This window comes from Confluentibacter flavum, assembly GCF_002843175.1.
Classification (GTDB): Bacteria; Bacteroidota; Bacteroidia; order Flavobacteriales; family Flavobacteriaceae; genus Confluentibacter; species Confluentibacter flavum.
Map to the genome: position 1 here is coordinate 51,975 of NZ_PJEO01000028.1, position 15,938 is coordinate 67,912.

The window sequence follows — 15,938 nt, forward strand, 5'->3', positions numbered from 1 at the left end:
TTTCAATCTCATTTTTTTTGGTTAATAAATGAAAAGAAACCTGTGTTGTCTTTTTTTTGCTTTCATAATACATTCGACTGTTTTTTCGCAATGGGTTCAAACTAATGGTCCAATTGGAGCTTATACAAACCAAATAGTTAAGTCTGGCGCCTTTTTAATTTTAAATGCTGGCAATGGTGGCATATTTAGGTCATCTAACAATGGGGCTTCATGGGAATGGAGTGGGTGGGGTTTACCTTGTAATGAACAGGTCCTCGCTTTGGCAGAATACAATAGTACTTTATATGCTTCAATTTCTAGAAGCGGTATATTTTTTTCTACGGATAATGGTGCTTCTTGGAGACCTATTAATACTGGTATACAAGATAAAACATTCTATTCCTTATTTGTGGATAGAATAAATCTTTTTGCGGGAAATTCTCAAGGTGGGATGTATTATTCTGGGGATAATGGTACCACTTGGTTTGATAGAAGTGTAGGCGTTACTGATATGGGTTTTACAAGTTTTTTGTATTTCAATTCTAAGCTTTATGCAGGAGGGCGTTCATCTACTCTTTCCCCATCTCGTGCGCTATTTGAAACGTCTGATAACGGCGTTACATGGAAACCTATAATCATTCCGGGTATTGGACCTAATGGCGTGCAATCCATGGTCGTAAAAGACGGGCTGTTTTATGTAGCTAATGATGATACCGTTTTTATTTCAAGTGATGGCGTTATCTGGAATTCTACATCGGTTAATACAAATGCGTCCATTGTAAGTATGGGTGTAACAGGCAATTCAGTTTATCTAACAACTTCCGCAGGAAGATATTATGTATCCCCAGATAATGGAGTCAATTGGAATTTGGTACAAAACACGTCTACTAATGCCTTTGCTAATCAAGTGTTTTTTTCAAATGGTAAAATTATTATGAGCACCAATCAAGGACTGTATGAGTCCTTTGATTCTGGGGCTACTTGGCAACTCAATAATACAGGAATTACTGGTTTGCAAATAGAATCTTTTGGAGAGAATAGTAACTATATATTTAGTGGTACAAATGATCAAGGCGTTTTTAGATCGTCTGATGGTGGACTCAATTGGGAGTTAATCAATACGGGTATAAATACTTTTAATTCCTTACATGTTACAAGCATTATTAATGTTAATGACGATATGTATTTGGGGACAGGTGACGGTGTTTACAAATCCACAAACAATGGAAATAGTTGGGATTTTATATTTAACCCTGGAGTAAATATTTCAACTCATGCTTTAGACTATGATAATGGTGTGCTTGTAACAGGAGCTAGCGGCACTGGGATTTATATTTCTAATGATTTTGGCGTGACTTGGACTTTAGCGTCAACAAATGGAATTAATACTGGTGCAGATTATGAAAGCATCGAAATTATTGGAAATACCATTATAGTAAGTACAAATAATAGCGAACTGTTTATTTCTGAGAATCTAGGTGCCAGTTGGAACAACAGATCCATTCCGGGAGGTTTTTCAACAACTTCAGATTTGCAATTAATTAATAATAAATTATATGCAGCCACTAGCAGAGGGTTGTTTGTAAGTGATAACCTTGGAGTTAGCTGGAGTTTGTATCATACAGATATAAAAATAATTAATGATATTGCGATTGATGGAGACAAAATATATGCTGCAACAAGTACAGGAGTCTATGTTACTAACCAAGCCCTAGGGGAATGGTATCCTTTATGTGAAGGTTTGGGAATTCAATATACAAATGAAATCTACATTAAGGACAATGTATTATTGGCAGGAACTTTTACATCTAGTGTATGGAGACGTTTTAAAATTCTAGGAGGATTACCCCCTGAAGAGGACGAACGTACCATTGGTATTGATGATCTGGTTTTATGTCCTGATATCGCTGAGGTCAATTTAGCCTCATACGTTGGTTTGCCGACTAGCGCTAGAGGAGCATGGATGCCAAGTTTGTCAAAGAATGGTTTTTTCTCTCCGGGTTTAGATGCAGAAGGAACTTATAAGTTTGTTTATGAAAATGATTTATGTGGATGTGAAGCGTATGTGAAAGTAAACATTTCTTTGGAAGGACTTTTTGCAGGTAACGATAATGATATGACTTTGTGTACTGTAAGTGACCCAGTCGATTTATTTGAAAGACTTGGGCCATATGCAGATGAAGGAGGTGTTTGGAGTCCAGCTCTTGCAAGTGGAACTGGGGTTTTCGATCCGAAAATTGATGTTCAGGGCATATATACATACACTGTTACAAATAATGGTTGTCCAAACGATTTTTCAGAAGTAAATGTAACTGTTTCAGATAACGTTGATGTGGGTATTGGTGGGGACTTTGTTCTTTGTTATTCAAGTACACCAATAAACTTATTTACACTATTAGGAGGAACGCCAGATGTTGGAGGAGAATGGATTCCGAAATTATCTGGTGGCATAGATTTATTCAATCCAGCCATAGAAAAATCTGGAACCTATGCTTATTATTTTCCTGATTCAGAATGCTCAAATGACAAAGCAGAGATACGAATTACTCTGGTAACAAAGGCAAATTCTGGGATAAGTAATGGAGCTGTTCAAGTTTGTATAAATAGTGGGGGTGTAGATTTATTTAACGCACTAGGTGCAAGCCCAGATAGTGGAGGTTCCTGGAGCCCCTCACTGGCTAGTGGCACTGGTTTTTTCAATCCTAAAATAGATGCACCCGGATTGTATACGTATACTGTTGAAAATGATTGTGGAACAGATATAGCCAATATAGAAGTTTCAATTTATGAATCCATTAAAATGGATAACTATTCCATTTCTATTGAAGCATCCGAAAACAACAGAAATACGGTCACCCTAGATGTTGATTCAACCTTGCAATATGAATTTTCATTAGATGGCATACATTTTCAAAGAGAGCCTGTTTTTTACAATGTTTCAGGTGGTGCATATACTGTTATGGGAAGAGAAATAGCTGGGTGTAGATATTTTGAAGAAAAACTATTGCTTGTAGGTTATGCAAGCTTTTTTACTCCAAATGGAGATGGAGTTAACGATATATGGTTTATTAAAGGGACTTCCAACCAAAATTATAATTTATATATATACGATCGCTACGGCAATTTATTGAAAAACTTACAAACTGCCCAAGGATGGGATGGTACATTTAATGGCCGACCTTTGCCTTCTTCAGACTACTGGTTTAAATTAGTTTTTGAAGATGGAACCAGTAAGTTAGGGCATTTTGCTCTAAAAAGGTAGATGGGTCTTTGGAAGAGGAGTGAGCGAAGTGGTAATCTCTTTATTGGTCATTGGAGGCACGAAGTAAGCCCATCAGGGTAACTCCAATTATGTTAGCAATTTACAATAAACAGATTGCTTCAGTCGTGCCTTCTTCTCAATGATGTTCAATAAACAGATTGCTTCATTCCATGGCGTGTTATTCACTATGACAATCGTTATAATTGTATATCAAAATATAATTCACCAACTTTGAAATTCAAAAAATAAAATAAAATAATTATGAGCAAAACAAAACTTACCATAAACAGCAACGGGTCCGTAAAAGTAGATGGCGATTTTGAAATAGTAGATAGCCAAGGTAATGTGTACGGATTACAAGGTAGAACCGTATTAAGCATTTGCCGATGTGGGCTCTCTAGCAACAAACCATTTTGCGATGGATCGCACCGAAACCATTTTGAACACGACGCAAAAGCGTTCGATTTACCACCTATGAAAACGAGCTAATTACTCCTAATAATTCCTTTTTAACCACCTTCTAAATCCCTATTTTGCAGTTTCAAAATCAACGCAAACACCATTTAGCATGAATATTGCACCCATTAGAAACGAAACGGATTATCAAAATGCACTCAACAGGCTTGAGGTTATTTTTGATGCCAAAAAGGGAACGGAAGCAGGAGATGAATTGGAAATACTTTCCATTTTGATTGATACGTATGAAAACGAAAAATTCCCTATTGGAATGCCAGATCCCATTGAAGCCATTAAATTTAGAATGGAAGAAATGGGCATGAAACAAAAAGATTTAGTAGAATTGATTGGATTTAAAAGTAGAGCGAGTGAAATAATGAATAAAAAGCGTAAACTTACTTTGGACATGATTAGAAAACTACATACCACACTTCATATTCCGACAGAGGTTTTAGTTCAAGATTATTAAGAATAACAATTTTAAAATTATAAAAACTAGTTAATAACTCCTAACAATTCCTTTTTAAAACCACCTTCTAAATTCCTATTTTGCGGCCTTAAATACATTCCCGTGCAGACGGGAATTCCATTGTGTATAAATGAAAGTCTGTATTGCCGAAAAACCCAGTGTAGCCCGTGAAATCGCCTCCGTATTAGGAGCGAACACCAAGCGTGATGGCTATTTTGAAGGCAATGGCTATGCGGTGACCTACACCTTTGGGCATTTATGCACTTTAAAGGAGCCCAATGACTATAAACCCCATTGGAAAAGTTGGGACTTAAATAATTTGCCCATGCTACCCGAAAAATTTGAAACCAAAGTGGTGGCGAATTCGGGTATACAAAAGCAATTTAAAATCGTTAAAAGTTTATTTGATAAAGCCGAAGTGGTCATCAACTGCGGGGATGCGGGACAAGAAGGTGAGCTCATCCAACGCTGGGTACTGAATGAGGCAAAATACAAAGGCGAAGTAAAACGCTTATGGATTTCATCATTAACCACCGAAGCCATCAAAGAAGGTTTTGAAAACCTAAAACCATCCAGTAATTACGATAATTTATTTTACGCCGGCTTTTCCAGAGCTATTGGCGACTGGCTGTTGGGCATGAACGCCACGAGGTTGTACACCTTAAAACACGGTGCCAATAAACAAGTATTGTCTATTGGACGTGTACAAACCCCAACCTTGGCTATGGTGGTAAACCGATTTAAGGAGATTGAAAACTTTAAACCGCAACCGTATTGGGAATTGCAAACTTTGTACAGGGACACGCTTTTTAGTTATGAAGATGGCCGTTTTTTGAACAAGGAAGCAGGCGAGGTTTTGGCCAACAAAGTAAAGGAAAGCGATTTTGAAATTGTGTCCGTTGACAAGAAAAAAGGCAATGAATATGCGCCTAAACTGTTCGATTTAACAGGCTTGCAGGTATATTGCAATAATAAGTTTGGGTTTTCGGCAGACGATACGCTTAAAATTGTTCAAACACTGTATGAACAAAAAGTAGTGACCTACCCGAGAGTAGATACTACGTTTTTACCAAACGATATCTATCCAAAAGTATCGGGAATTTTGCAAAAGCTCACCAATTATGCCACGTTAACGCAACCACTTTTAGGAAAAAAGATTAAAAAATCGACTAAAGTGTTCAACGATAAAAAAGTCACCGATCACCATGCCATCATCCCCACAGGGATGCAAAGCAATTTGCAATACAACCAACAACAGGTGTATGACATCATCGTGAGGCGTTTTATTGCGGTGTTTTATGAGGATTGCGATGTAGCATACACCACGGTTATAGGTAAAGCGGCGGATGTGCCTTTTAAAACCACAGGAAAGGAAATTTTGAAAAAAGGCTGGCGTGTGGTTTTTGAAGATGCGAACTCTAAAGAAAAAGAGCCTGACATCTTGCCAACTTTTGTACAAGGTGAAACGGGACCACACGAACCTTCGTTTTTAGAAAAGGAAACCAAACCGCCCAATCAGTTTACCGAGGCCTCCTTATTGCGTGCCATGGAAACCGCAGGGAAAGAGGTCGACGATGACGAGTTACGCGATTTAATGAAGGAAAACGGTATTGGGCGACCATCCACCCGAGCGAACATCATTGAGACACTTTTTAAACGTAAATACATTGTAAGAAATAAAAAACAAGTGTTGCCAACCCAAACAGGCATTCAGTTGATTGATACCATTCAGAATGATTTATTGAAATCCGCTGAACTAACCGGCTCATGGGAAAAGCAATTAAAGGATATTGAAAAAGGAACATTTACCGCAGGAGCGTTTATCAATAACATGAAGCGTATGGTCGATGCCTTGGTGTACGATGTGAGAAGCGAAGCGGTACGCGCTAATATTTCGCATGGGGGCACAATGCCAAAACAAGCGTCTAAGACCGTGAAAAAGAAAGCGACTGGTATGAGTAGCGAAACCTGTCCGAAATGCAAGCAAGCGACTTTGTTAAAAGGGAAATCGGCATTTGGATGCAGTGCTTACAAGTCGGGTTGCGATTTTGTGTTGCCGTTTACGTTTGCCAGCAAAAAAATATCAGAAAACCAGTATCTAAGATTGCTTCAAAAAGGCAGTACGGTTAATTTAAAGGATTTTAAAACCGATGAGGGAACTGTGGAAGGCTTGTTACGTTTTGATGCCGACTTCAAACTCATATTAGAGCCAAAGAAAACTTCCGCGAAAGCGATATCTGAGACATTGGTTTGTCCGAAATGTAAAAAAGGAACGGTCATAAAAGGAAAAACTGCTTATGGTTGCAGCGACTATAAATCGGGTTGCGATTTTAGGGTGTCTTTTGAAACGGTAAGGCAAAAAGTAAACGGACATACACCCACTAAAGAGCTTGTATATACTATTTTAACCGAAAGCATTTAAAGTAATGCATGATCCCATTAATGTCACTTCGATTTTCGAAGTGCAACGAAGGAAATTTGTATCGAGAAGTATTACAACATATAAGGTTCTCGATACAAAATATTTCGTGCCTCAATATTTCGAACTGACAAACGATAAATATTATAATGGCATTTAATAAATTATGAGTTTAAATAAAACCAGCCACCACCATTTTATTATCTACAAACCTTACGGTTATTTAAGTCAATTTTCCAGTAACGCAAGCAAACAACAATCAAAAAAGTTCTTGGGTTTATTATACAATTTTCCAGAAGGCATCATGCCAATTGGTAGGTTAGATGAAAAATCAGAAGGCCTCTTGCTGTTGACTACCGATGGTAAAACCAGTGATTTCATTAATAGTCAAAAAGTAGAAAAGGAGTATTATGCACTGGTTAATGGCGACATTACGTCAGAAGCTATTGAGCAACTTTCAAAAGGGGTGGAGATTGGTTTAGAAGGCAAGAAATACCAAACCAAACCCTGTACCGTTTTTAAGTTGGAACATGTGCCCAATTTACCTGAGCGATCTAAAAAAATACGTGATAGTCGGCACGGACCCACATCATGGATTTCCATTACCTTAAACGAAGGCAAGTTTAGGCAAGTACGAAAAATGACTTCGGCCGTGGGGTTTTCAACCTTGCGATTGGTTCGGATTCGGGTAGGAACCATTCACTTAAACACCATGCAGGTTGGTGATGTTGTTGCGGTTGATGGGTTTTAGTTTATACCTCCAGCTTTTCTAATTCTTTGTAATTTCTATTTAAACGTTTCAGCAAGAGGCCATAAATAAGCTTGTAAAACAGCCAAATAACAAGGATGAAAATAATTGTAAAGCCTAATAAAATTAAATACATTATAGTTCTTTCCGTAGCCCCAAAACTACCCATGTTTTTTGCTGTTTCTGGGTCGTTGTGCAGTGCATAATAAAAGCCAATAAGCAAGGAAATACCACCAATTATTAAGTTGTATAATACATAATATTTAATTACTCTGCGGGTTTTTATAATGTTTTCCATTAATTTTTTGGCATTATCGGTTACCGAAATTGTTTTGTGGGATTTAAATAATAAGTAAATAAACAATATGGTAATGCCAAAACTAAATAGGGTCATAATTGTGAAAAGATGTTCGCTATCGTATATTTTGTCTAGCCTCTCTTTGTAATTGTCGGAACAAACATAGGGAATGGCACTAACTAAAATCCAAAACACAAGTTCGGCAATGCTTATATAAAATAGTGTCTTGACTATGGAAGACGATTTTTTATGCAGCATGGGGTAGATATCGCTAACCGATAGTTTTTTATATTCGGACTGTTTATTCCAGTCTTTTTTTAATAGCTCTAATTCATCCATAAATTAAGGATTTAGTATGGTTTTAAGTTTTGTTTTAATCCTGTTCATTTTCACTCGGGCATTCACTTCGCTTATCCCCATGGTTTCACTAATTTCACTATAGTCTTTGTCTTCTAGGTATAAAAAAACCAGTGCTTTGTCAATGTCGTTTAATTGGTGTAAGGCATTATATAATGTTTTAAGTTGTTGTTCTTCGGTATCGTCATAATCCTCTGCTTTCATCCTGAATTCAACACCATCAAATTCTTGGGTATTGATACTGCGTTTCGATTTTCTGTAAAGTGTTATGGCGGTATTCAAACCAACCCGATACATCCAGGTGCTAAACTTAGCGTCACCCCTAAATTTTGGGTACGCTTTCCAAAGTTGAATAGTGATTTCTTGAAATAAATCGTTATGGGCATCATAATTATTGGTGTACAAACGGCATACCTTATGGACAATATTTTGATGCTTTTCAAGCAATTCAACAAAGCTATGTTCTAGTTCTTTATTCAATGTTTTGGATTGGTTAATATATTAGTATTCTAAATATTTTAAATGTTACAAATAGGAGTGGGGTTATTTTAAAAAATCATGTATTTAACGAGATATGTTTACATGCTACTAACCTGTTTTTTTTAATGTAATTTGTTGAAATAATTTGGCGATTTCTGATAGATATATGAGTTTGGTGGTCATTTTAAAAAAATTTAAATTAAAACTTTAAATAGATATTTTAAAATACTGATAATATGAATTTTAATACTTAGGTATAGATAAAATCTATATAGTGTTTTTTGATGTATTTTGGATTGAAATGTAAGTTTTTATTTGCTAATATAGCAAAAATATATTTACCGTAAATGAAGTGATTAAAACTAAGAAAATTTTATAAAAGCAGGTGTTTTGAAATTTTATTTTTTAGGAATTTTTTATTGATTTTTTTGAGGAATAAAACCAGTCAGTTCTATTTTTAAGTGCCTTTTTTGTATAAATTCTAGTTGGCTTTTTGGTCTAAAAATAATATACATTAATGTATGTTGTGGGTGCGAATTTAAGATCTATTATTATCTTCTTTCTTTCCTTCTTCAACCATTTCTTTGGCTTCATCTAAATCCTCGCTATCCAAGTTTTCGTCATTAGTCTCTTTTTTATTTATTTTAGAATCAATAAAAAAACGGCAGTATAAGGGTAAGTGGTCTGATCCAATATTTTCAAGGGTCTTAAATTCTTCAATGAAAATACTATTGGAATGAAAAAACAAATCGATTGGAAATCGTAATAACTTGTAGTTTGCATGGTATGTGGAAAAAAAGCCCCTCCCGATACGAGGGTCTATTAATCCAGATATTTTTTTAAATAATTTGCTTGATTTAGACCAAGCAACATTATTAAAATCACCAACTACAATTACGGGATTGTCATACGTTTTAACTTTTTTACCAATCATTACAATTTCACCATCCCGTTCTTTTGAGGTGTCTTCTTCTGTTGGACTAGGAGGTGGTGGATGTGTGCCAAAAAACGTGAGTTTTTCATTATTGGCGGTAGTTAAATTGGCTTCAATGGAAGGCAAGTCGTCTGCCATGAAATAATTTACCATGCAATCATTAACCTTTATTTTTGAGTAAAAGTGCATACCGTATCTGTTTTCTAATGCGATTTTTTTACGATAGGGATATTGGGTATCTAAAATGGACATTTCATGCTCCCACTCTGAATTCGATTCCATGGTTAGAAATATGTCTGGTTTCACTTCATTAATCAAAGAAATAAATTTTTGATATTCATTATTATCTTGATATACATTGAATGAAAGTAAAGAAATTGATTTAGGACTTTTATGTGTTTTTACATCACGAAACAGATTTTTGAATGGGATATAAGGTATTAATAACAAGGCGTGATTTATGATGAAAAGGAACAAAAGAGCCTCAGTTATTAATATGTAGGTCGGCAGTTGATTGTATATTAAAATTCCAAAAAGCAGTAATATAACTTGTGCAATTAGGATTTGCATTCTAGCAAATTCACATATTCTAAATATCCAATATTGATTGGATATAAATGGAAGAATCGATGCAATAATAAGTATAGATGAAAATAAAAAATAGAATACAATCCAGATCATTTAGCTAATATAGGTGATGTTTTTAAATAAATCATAAAGTATATACGACTTAAAACATGACCCTTAAACTCACATTGGGTGTAATGCCTAAAGACGTGTTTTCAATCTTAATAATTGTATCGTCTTCATCTAAAGTATGGTAAGTATTAATAATGTTTTTCTTATTCAGAACGTTCCAAACAGATGCGCCGATGATAGCTCGGGCCTTTTCTGAAACATCAAACGCATAGGTTGCGGAAAAATCGGTTCTTAAATAATCATCTAAATTAGAACTGTTGGGTGATTGGTAATTTATGGTGCCGTCGGTACTGTCAATAGGCAAGGTGGTAGGCCTTCCAGAATGCCAATTTAATCCTAAAGCTAATTTGATATCGTTTATGGCACAGGTGCCAGAAAGTGCTAAAGCATGTCTTAAATCGGCGTTATTAGGAAATGGTTGGCCATTGTTCAAATCGTTAAATGTGTAATCATTTTTGCTATATGAATAGCTTAGCCATGTACTCACAACATCATTAAATTGTTTGTTTATTAAAAAATCCACACCTTTAACCGTATAACTGCCTATAGATTTAATGAACTGGTATTGGTTTTGAAAACCTTGACTTCTGGTAGTAATCCCATCGACTTTTTTCACATACGTTTCGGCACTTATTAACAGTTTGTTTTTGTTGTAATGTAAACCAACAGAGAACTGTTTACTTTTAATTACAGGAATGTCGTTATTGTTTGCCAACACCCACCGACGTTTTTCAATGCCTAAAAAATCGTTTTGTAGATCGATGATTTGTGAGGTAGTCTGACTTTTAATTTCACCTAACACTTCAAATCTGAAATCGTTAAAAAAACGTTGACTAAAACTCAAGCGAGGTTCTGCCAAAAACATATCAAATTTTTTAAAATAGTTTAAGCGTGTGCCGAATTTTAATTTTGTCTTGGCATCGTTTGAAAGGAGGGACGTTTCACCGTAAATAGCATGGCTTCTTATAACTTCTTTAATATAGCTTCTAAAAACGGGGTTATTAACATCTTCCAGATTACTGATGCCGACTTCAATAAATTGATACCCAGCATTTATTTTGAATCGGCTATTTGGGTTGTAATTAATATCGAATTTTGCCGAACCATCATTCACTTCGTTTTCTTGGATTAAACGTTGGTCGTTTGAAATATCGAAGTTGGTAGCATGTAAATCATAATTAGAAACATACACTTGAGTTGTGGTTGATACATAATCATTCCAATCTCTAGTGTAGGTAATGCCACCAGCGAGATTTTGTTGTGAAAGTTTGCTGTTGAAAGCCTCACTTTGGTTATTGATGGTGGATTGCTCCTGATAATTCAAATCATTATTGACATTTAAAAAGTGAAATCTAACTCTGTCCTTTTTAGTAACATCGTATAAAAATTTAGCAGCAATATCATAAAAATAGAAGTCCTCGTTCTTGGAAATGGAACTACTATTTGAGTTACTTAAATCTGAATCTTGAAAAATACGTTTGAAATATTGGTCGTATGTCGGTGTAATAAACAAATCGGTTACAGAACGGCGAGCGGACAGTTGTAACTCGGTTTTTTTAGATAAAGGTATCTTGGCATACGCATCGGCATTAATTAAATTAAAACCAGCACCTGCCTTAAACTCATCATCAATAGTATTAGAAAGTTGCATGTCGATGATACTTGAAACTCCATCGCCATATTTAGCACTTGTGCCATTTTTGGATACATGGACTGATTTTGTTGTGTAAGGATTGAACGCTGAAATTAAACCAAAAAAATGACCAGATTGGTACATTTTAATACCATCCCAAAGCAGTAAATTTTGGTCGTGGGTACCACCTCGGACGTTAATGTTAGAAACCGTTTCGTCTATGCTAAAAATACCAGGAAGCGCTTGAATGGTTTGCAGAATATCGGGTTCAATAAGTCCCGGTAAGATCCCGAAACTTTCTGGTTTTATGGTAATTGCGCCATCATTTAATTTTGTAATTCCAGCGGTAAGATAATTGGTAACAACAACTTCTTCAAGCCGTTGTGTTTTTAGAATGATTTCTTTATCTTCTAGGTCGCTTTTTTTTATGACTATAAAGCGATTGTTTAATACTTCAAAATCTAAATTGATATCTGTTTTGAGAACGTTTAAAGCATTATCAAGAGTTAAATCTTCGTTAGGTAGCACAGCTACTTTGTCTTCAATAGTAGAGTCTGCATAAGAGAAGCTAATTTGGTATCGTGTTTCAAGAATTCTTAAAATAGTAATAAGAGGCTGCTTTTCTTTTTGAATGGTTTGGGCTTTTAGGCTGACAACATTCAAAAAAAATAAGGATATAAAAATAGAAAGGAATCCTTTTCTACTCACGTTTTAATATGATAGTATGGTTGGTTTTACTATATGTTAACTGTAAGGGTAAGGTAATGGATTTTAAAGCAATATCAATATTATCATGGGTAAAATTACCTGTGAACAACTGCTCATTATCAATGTTTTGCAGACTAAAAGTTATGCCGTATTGTCTTTCAAATTCTGCTAAAACTTCTTTGTAAGGCATGCTTTTAAATTGGCTTTCGTTATTTAGCCACGAAGGTGTTGGGCGATTTTCTTTTTCTTTAGCAATTATTTTCCCATCGATATTTAAAAAACTGTCGCCAGCTTTTAATTTTGTTTCTTTGGAATTATAAGTAACGCCAACCAACCCTTCGTAGCAAATAACCTCAAAATAATGGTCCCGTTGTTTGACATTAAATTGAGTACCATAAACCGTTACGGTTCCTGATTTTGTTATAACATTAAATGATGAACCTTTAGCGACCTTAAAAAAAGCTTCGCCATCAAGAGCGACATCGCGCTCGTTTTCCCATGATTTTTTATTGTATACCAAGAGGGATTTTGCATTTAAAATGGCACTGGATTCATCTGGTAAATCTACTGTTGTTTTTTGTGCAACGTCAGTAGTTATATTCGTATTTAAAGTCGTTGTGTAATAATATAGACTAAAACAAATGGCAAGTATAGCGGCAATACGCATAAATGGTTTAAACCAATGCGTTTGTTTTTTAGCACCGATAGTTATTGGGGTAATAGTCGATAAAACACGTTCTAATTCTTTAGGGGTATCGTATTCATCAGCTTTAAAAGTCTGAACACTGTTAGATAACTTTATTAAATCATCATAGTCTTCAAGGTTTTTAAACGCTTCAAGTTCTTGATCATTCAGATCGTTATCAAGCCATTTCGATATTAAAACTTCTCTATTCATTTTTTTGTATTCAATTATATAACAGTTATCTTTTATTTTTTCCTACCCTGGTTTTAAAAAAGTTTCAAGGTTTCAAGGTTTCAAAGCATCAAAGCTTGTTTTTTTGCTAACAGCTAACAGCTAACAGCTAACAGCTAACAGCCAACAGCTAACACCCAACAACAACTAGAGTTCCTTAATATCTCTCCGTAGCTTTTCCAAAGCACCATAAATACGTTTTTCAACTGCTTTTGTAGAAATATCCAAAATATCGGCAATTTCCTTAAAGCGTTTGCCTTCAACACGGTTCATCATAAAGGCTTCACGTTGTGCATCGGTTAAATTAGAAAGTGCTTTTTGGAGTTTATCCATATATTCGGTTTCCTGCATCAAAAACTCTGGACTTTCATTAGTGTATAGTTTAGGTTTTGTTTGTTGGTGTTTTAAAACCACCTTTTGATGTGCCACTTCATTTAACATTAAATTATTGGCTGTAGTAAACACAAAACTCTTGGCTTTATCTGAAGAGATTTTGGCACAATTTTCCCAAAGCTTCACAAACGCTTCCTGTACTTTATCTTTTGGGTTTAGCAATTCACCATACTTATAATACAAAAAGTTGTGTAAATCTTTTGAGTACTTATTAAAAATAGAAGAAAATAGTCGCTCTTCACAAATATGTTCTTGTAATTGTTTGGTCATTTTAGTTGTTGATTGTGCCACTAAAATAGGATTTTTGGAATTTGGAACTTAGAATTTGGAATTTTTTTTTTGGAAGAGGGTAGGAATTTTTCAGGGTATCTTGTTTTATATTCAAAATGCTATGTTGAACCCAAAACTAAATATCATGAAAACAAAATTGAGAACATTTTTACTAATTCCTTTTTTTGCCCTTTTATTGTTTACTTCATGTCAAGATGAAGTAACAGAAATTACGCCGCCAAGTGAAGCTGAAGCTTTAACGGCCAATTCTGAATTAACCACATTTATTGGTGCTACTGCCAAAATGGATGGTTCTAAAGACAATATTATAGACAAAGCAAATTGCTTATCTGTTGAATTGCCTGTGACGGTTATTGCAAATGGTCTTGAAATCACTGTTGATTCTCCCGAGGATTATAAAGTTATCAAGGCCATTTTTAATGAGTTTGACGATGATGATGACAATTTGGAAATTATATTTCCAATCACTGTCATCTTATCGGATTATACCGAAGTCACTATAGAGAATAGGGATGCTTTGGAAAACCTTGCTAAAGATTGTCAAGGCGAAAATGAAGAGGATGATGATATAGAATGTATCGATTTTAAATATCCAATATCGTTTTCAGTATATAATACGCAATTCCAAATTATTGATGTGGTGACTATTGAAAGCGATAGACAATTATATCTGTTTATTAAAAGAGTTAAACAAGGCGAGGTTTTTGCAAGTCTTAATTTTCCTATAACCATGATGTTGGCTGATGGTTCTACCATTGAGGTTAACAACAACCTAGAGCTACAAAATACCATTAGAGATGCTAAAGACACTTGTGATGAAGACGACGACAACAATTATAATGATGATGATTTTACTCAAGATCGTTTAGAGGAACTATTAAAAACCTGTCCGTGGGTAGTTTATGAGGTTAACAGAAATCAAAATAGTTTAACCGATATCTATTTAGAATATGTTATGGTATTTAAAGAAGATGGTGTTGTTAAAGTTCATAAACGAGGAGGCGACATATTAACAGGTACTTGGAGTACCCGTGTTACCAATGATGGTGTTGCTCTTAAACTAGAATTTGACACCTTAGTTGATTTTACTTTGGAATGGTTTGTTTATGAAATTGAATATGGAAGAATCAAGTTATATACAGAAGGTGGTAATAAAATCATCTTAAAGAAAAACTGTGATATTGTTGTAGATATTACAAAAGAGCGCATAGAAAACTATTTGCAAGAATGTTTTTGGAGAGTTGCCCGTTTAAGTATCAATGGTACTGATAATGAAAAAGATTATATAGGAACACCTTTAAAATTCTTCCCAAATAACGAAGTTAAAATACGTGTAAATGGTGAGTTTGTTATAGGTACGTATCAAGTGCTTGTTAGAAATGTTGGTTTCATTTTACAAATAGACCTAGAAGGAAGACCAGATTTAAAACTGGAATGGTTAGTGACATTCTTAGAACCTGGTTTAATTAAACTTGAAAATGCCAATAATAAAATGGTATTGGAAAGACATTGCCCAGATGTTGATGATGACTTAAAGTTTATTGATGCAGCACTTGTTGCTGGAACATGGGAAGTTGCCAAATACCAAGTTGGTGATATCAATAAAACAGAAAACTATGCGATGTACACTATGGATTTTTTAATTAGTGGAAGATTAAAAGTGACCGATCCAAACAATGGTATCATTGCTGGTTCGTGGTTGGCCTATAGAAAGGAAGGGTTGTACCTAGGAATGCTTTTTGAAAATATAGCACCCTTTAATGTGTTAACGCACAGATGGAAAATAGTAGCCATCACAGCAAATAGAATTGAGTTAAAAGATTTCAGTGCTACTGGAACTGTAGAAAGTATATTGATCCTTGAAAAGAAAATTTAATACTGTTTTTGGTTAAAAGG

Annotated in this window: 12 protein-coding genes; 6 read left to right on the forward strand and 6 right to left on the reverse strand. The window is 34.9% G+C overall.

Annotated elements, in window-relative coordinates; all coding sequences use genetic code 11:
* Positions 1 to 28: 28 nt before the first annotated feature.
* The 5 genes from CSW08_RS08770 to CSW08_RS08790 all read left to right on the forward strand — a co-directional run bounded on the left by CSW08_RS08770 (position 29) and on the right by CSW08_RS08790 (position 7,336).
* The gene (locus CSW08_RS08770; protein ID WP_106659512.1) at positions 29 to 3,241 is read left to right on the forward strand and encodes a T9SS type B sorting domain-containing protein; all 3,213 of its coding nucleotides are present in this window, start codon (positions 29 to 31) and stop codon (positions 3,239 to 3,241) included.
* Between the two features lie 261 nt (positions 3,242 to 3,502).
* Entirely contained in the window at positions 3,503 to 3,730 is a 228-nt protein-coding gene (locus CSW08_RS08775; protein WP_106659513.1) for a CDGSH iron-sulfur domain-containing protein, read from the forward strand.
* A 79-nt stretch (positions 3,731 to 3,809) separates the two neighbouring features.
* Positions 3,810 to 4,166 carry a helix-turn-helix domain-containing protein gene (locus tag CSW08_RS08780; protein WP_106659514.1) on the forward strand — a complete coding sequence of 119 codons (357 nt, stop codon included), beginning with the start codon at positions 3,810 to 3,812 and terminating at the stop codon, positions 4,164 to 4,166.
* 130 nt (positions 4,167 to 4,296) lie between these two features.
* Positions 4,297 to 6,588 (forward strand): type IA DNA topoisomerase, encoded by a 2,292-nt coding sequence (locus CSW08_RS08785; protein ID WP_106659515.1) that lies wholly within the window; start codon positions 4,297 to 4,299, stop codon positions 6,586 to 6,588.
* A 163-nt stretch (positions 6,589 to 6,751) separates the two neighbouring features.
* Complete coding sequence (locus tag CSW08_RS08790; RefSeq protein WP_106659516.1) at positions 6,752 to 7,336, forward strand: pseudouridine synthase; 585 nt, start codon at positions 6,752 to 6,754, stop codon at positions 7,334 to 7,336.
* A 1-nt stretch (position 7,337) separates the two neighbouring features.
* Here the strand turns inward: CSW08_RS08790 and CSW08_RS08795 are convergent, their stop codons facing one another.
* The 6 genes from CSW08_RS08795 to CSW08_RS08820 all read right to left on the reverse strand — a co-directional run bounded on the left by CSW08_RS08795 (position 7,338) and on the right by CSW08_RS08820 (position 14,021).
* Positions 7,338 to 7,970, reverse strand: coding sequence for a hypothetical protein (locus CSW08_RS08795; protein ID WP_106659517.1), 633 nt, complete (start codon positions 7,968 to 7,970; stop codon positions 7,338 to 7,340).
* 3 nt (positions 7,971 to 7,973) lie between these two features.
* Entirely contained in the window at positions 7,974 to 8,468 is a 495-nt protein-coding gene (locus tag CSW08_RS08800; protein ID WP_106659518.1) for an RNA polymerase sigma factor, read from the reverse strand.
* Between the two features lie 538 nt (positions 8,469 to 9,006).
* On the reverse strand, positions 9,007 to 9,972 hold the full coding sequence (locus tag CSW08_RS08805) for an endonuclease/exonuclease/phosphatase family protein (protein ID WP_106659519.1): 966 nt from the start codon (positions 9,970 to 9,972) through the stop codon (positions 9,007 to 9,009).
* A 160-nt stretch (positions 9,973 to 10,132) separates the two neighbouring features.
* Positions 10,133 to 12,442 (reverse strand): TonB-dependent receptor plug domain-containing protein, encoded by a 2,310-nt coding sequence (locus CSW08_RS08810; protein ID WP_238987232.1) that lies wholly within the window; start codon positions 12,440 to 12,442, stop codon positions 10,133 to 10,135.
* Positions 12,435 to 13,340, reverse strand: coding sequence for a FecR family protein (locus CSW08_RS08815; protein ID WP_106659521.1), 906 nt, complete (start codon positions 13,338 to 13,340; stop codon positions 12,435 to 12,437). Before CSW08_RS08815 ends, CSW08_RS08810 begins: the two co-directional genes overlap by 8 nt.
* Before the next feature lie 165 nt (positions 13,341 to 13,505).
* Positions 13,506 to 14,021 carry an RNA polymerase sigma factor gene (locus tag CSW08_RS08820; RefSeq protein WP_106659522.1) on the reverse strand — a complete coding sequence of 172 codons (516 nt, stop codon included), beginning with the start codon at positions 14,019 to 14,021 and terminating at the stop codon, positions 13,506 to 13,508.
* Positions 14,022 to 14,166: 145 nt separating this feature from the next.
* On the opposite strand from CSW08_RS08820, the gene CSW08_RS08825 reads away from it, so the two are divergent.
* Positions 14,167 to 15,918 carry a hypothetical protein gene (locus tag CSW08_RS08825; protein ID WP_157831448.1) on the forward strand — a complete coding sequence of 584 codons (1,752 nt, stop codon included), beginning with the start codon at positions 14,167 to 14,169 and terminating at the stop codon, positions 15,916 to 15,918.
* Positions 15,919 to 15,938 lie beyond the last annotated feature (20 nt).

Coding starts and splice junctions, on each gene's coding strand:
- CSW08_RS08770 (WP_106659512.1), top strand. CDS start 29: ATGAAAAGAAACCTGTGTTGTCTTTTTTTTGCTTTCATAATACATTCG.
- CSW08_RS08775 (WP_106659513.1), top strand. CDS start 3,503: ATGAGCAAAACAAAACTTACCATAAACAGCAACGGGTCCGTAAAAGTA.
- CSW08_RS08780 (WP_106659514.1), top strand. CDS start 3,810: ATGAATATTGCACCCATTAGAAACGAAACGGATTATCAAAATGCACTC.
- CSW08_RS08785 (WP_106659515.1), top strand. CDS start 4,297: ATGAAAGTCTGTATTGCCGAAAAACCCAGTGTAGCCCGTGAAATCGCC.
- CSW08_RS08790 (WP_106659516.1), top strand. CDS start 6,752: ATGAGTTTAAATAAAACCAGCCACCACCATTTTATTATCTACAAACCT.
- CSW08_RS08795 (WP_106659517.1), bottom strand. CDS start 7,970: ATGGATGAATTAGAGCTATTAAAAAAAGACTGGAATAAACAGTCCGAA.
- CSW08_RS08805 (WP_106659519.1), bottom strand. CDS start 9,972: ATGCAAATCCTAATTGCACAAGTTATATTACTGCTTTTTGGAATTTTA.
- CSW08_RS08815 (WP_106659521.1), bottom strand. CDS start 13,340: ATGAATAGAGAAGTTTTAATATCGAAATGGCTTGATAACGATCTGAAT.
- CSW08_RS08820 (WP_106659522.1), bottom strand. CDS start 14,021: ATGACCAAACAATTACAAGAACATATTTGTGAAGAGCGACTATTTTCT.
- CSW08_RS08825 (WP_157831448.1), top strand. CDS start 14,167: ATGAAAACAAAATTGAGAACATTTTTACTAATTCCTTTTTTTGCCCTT.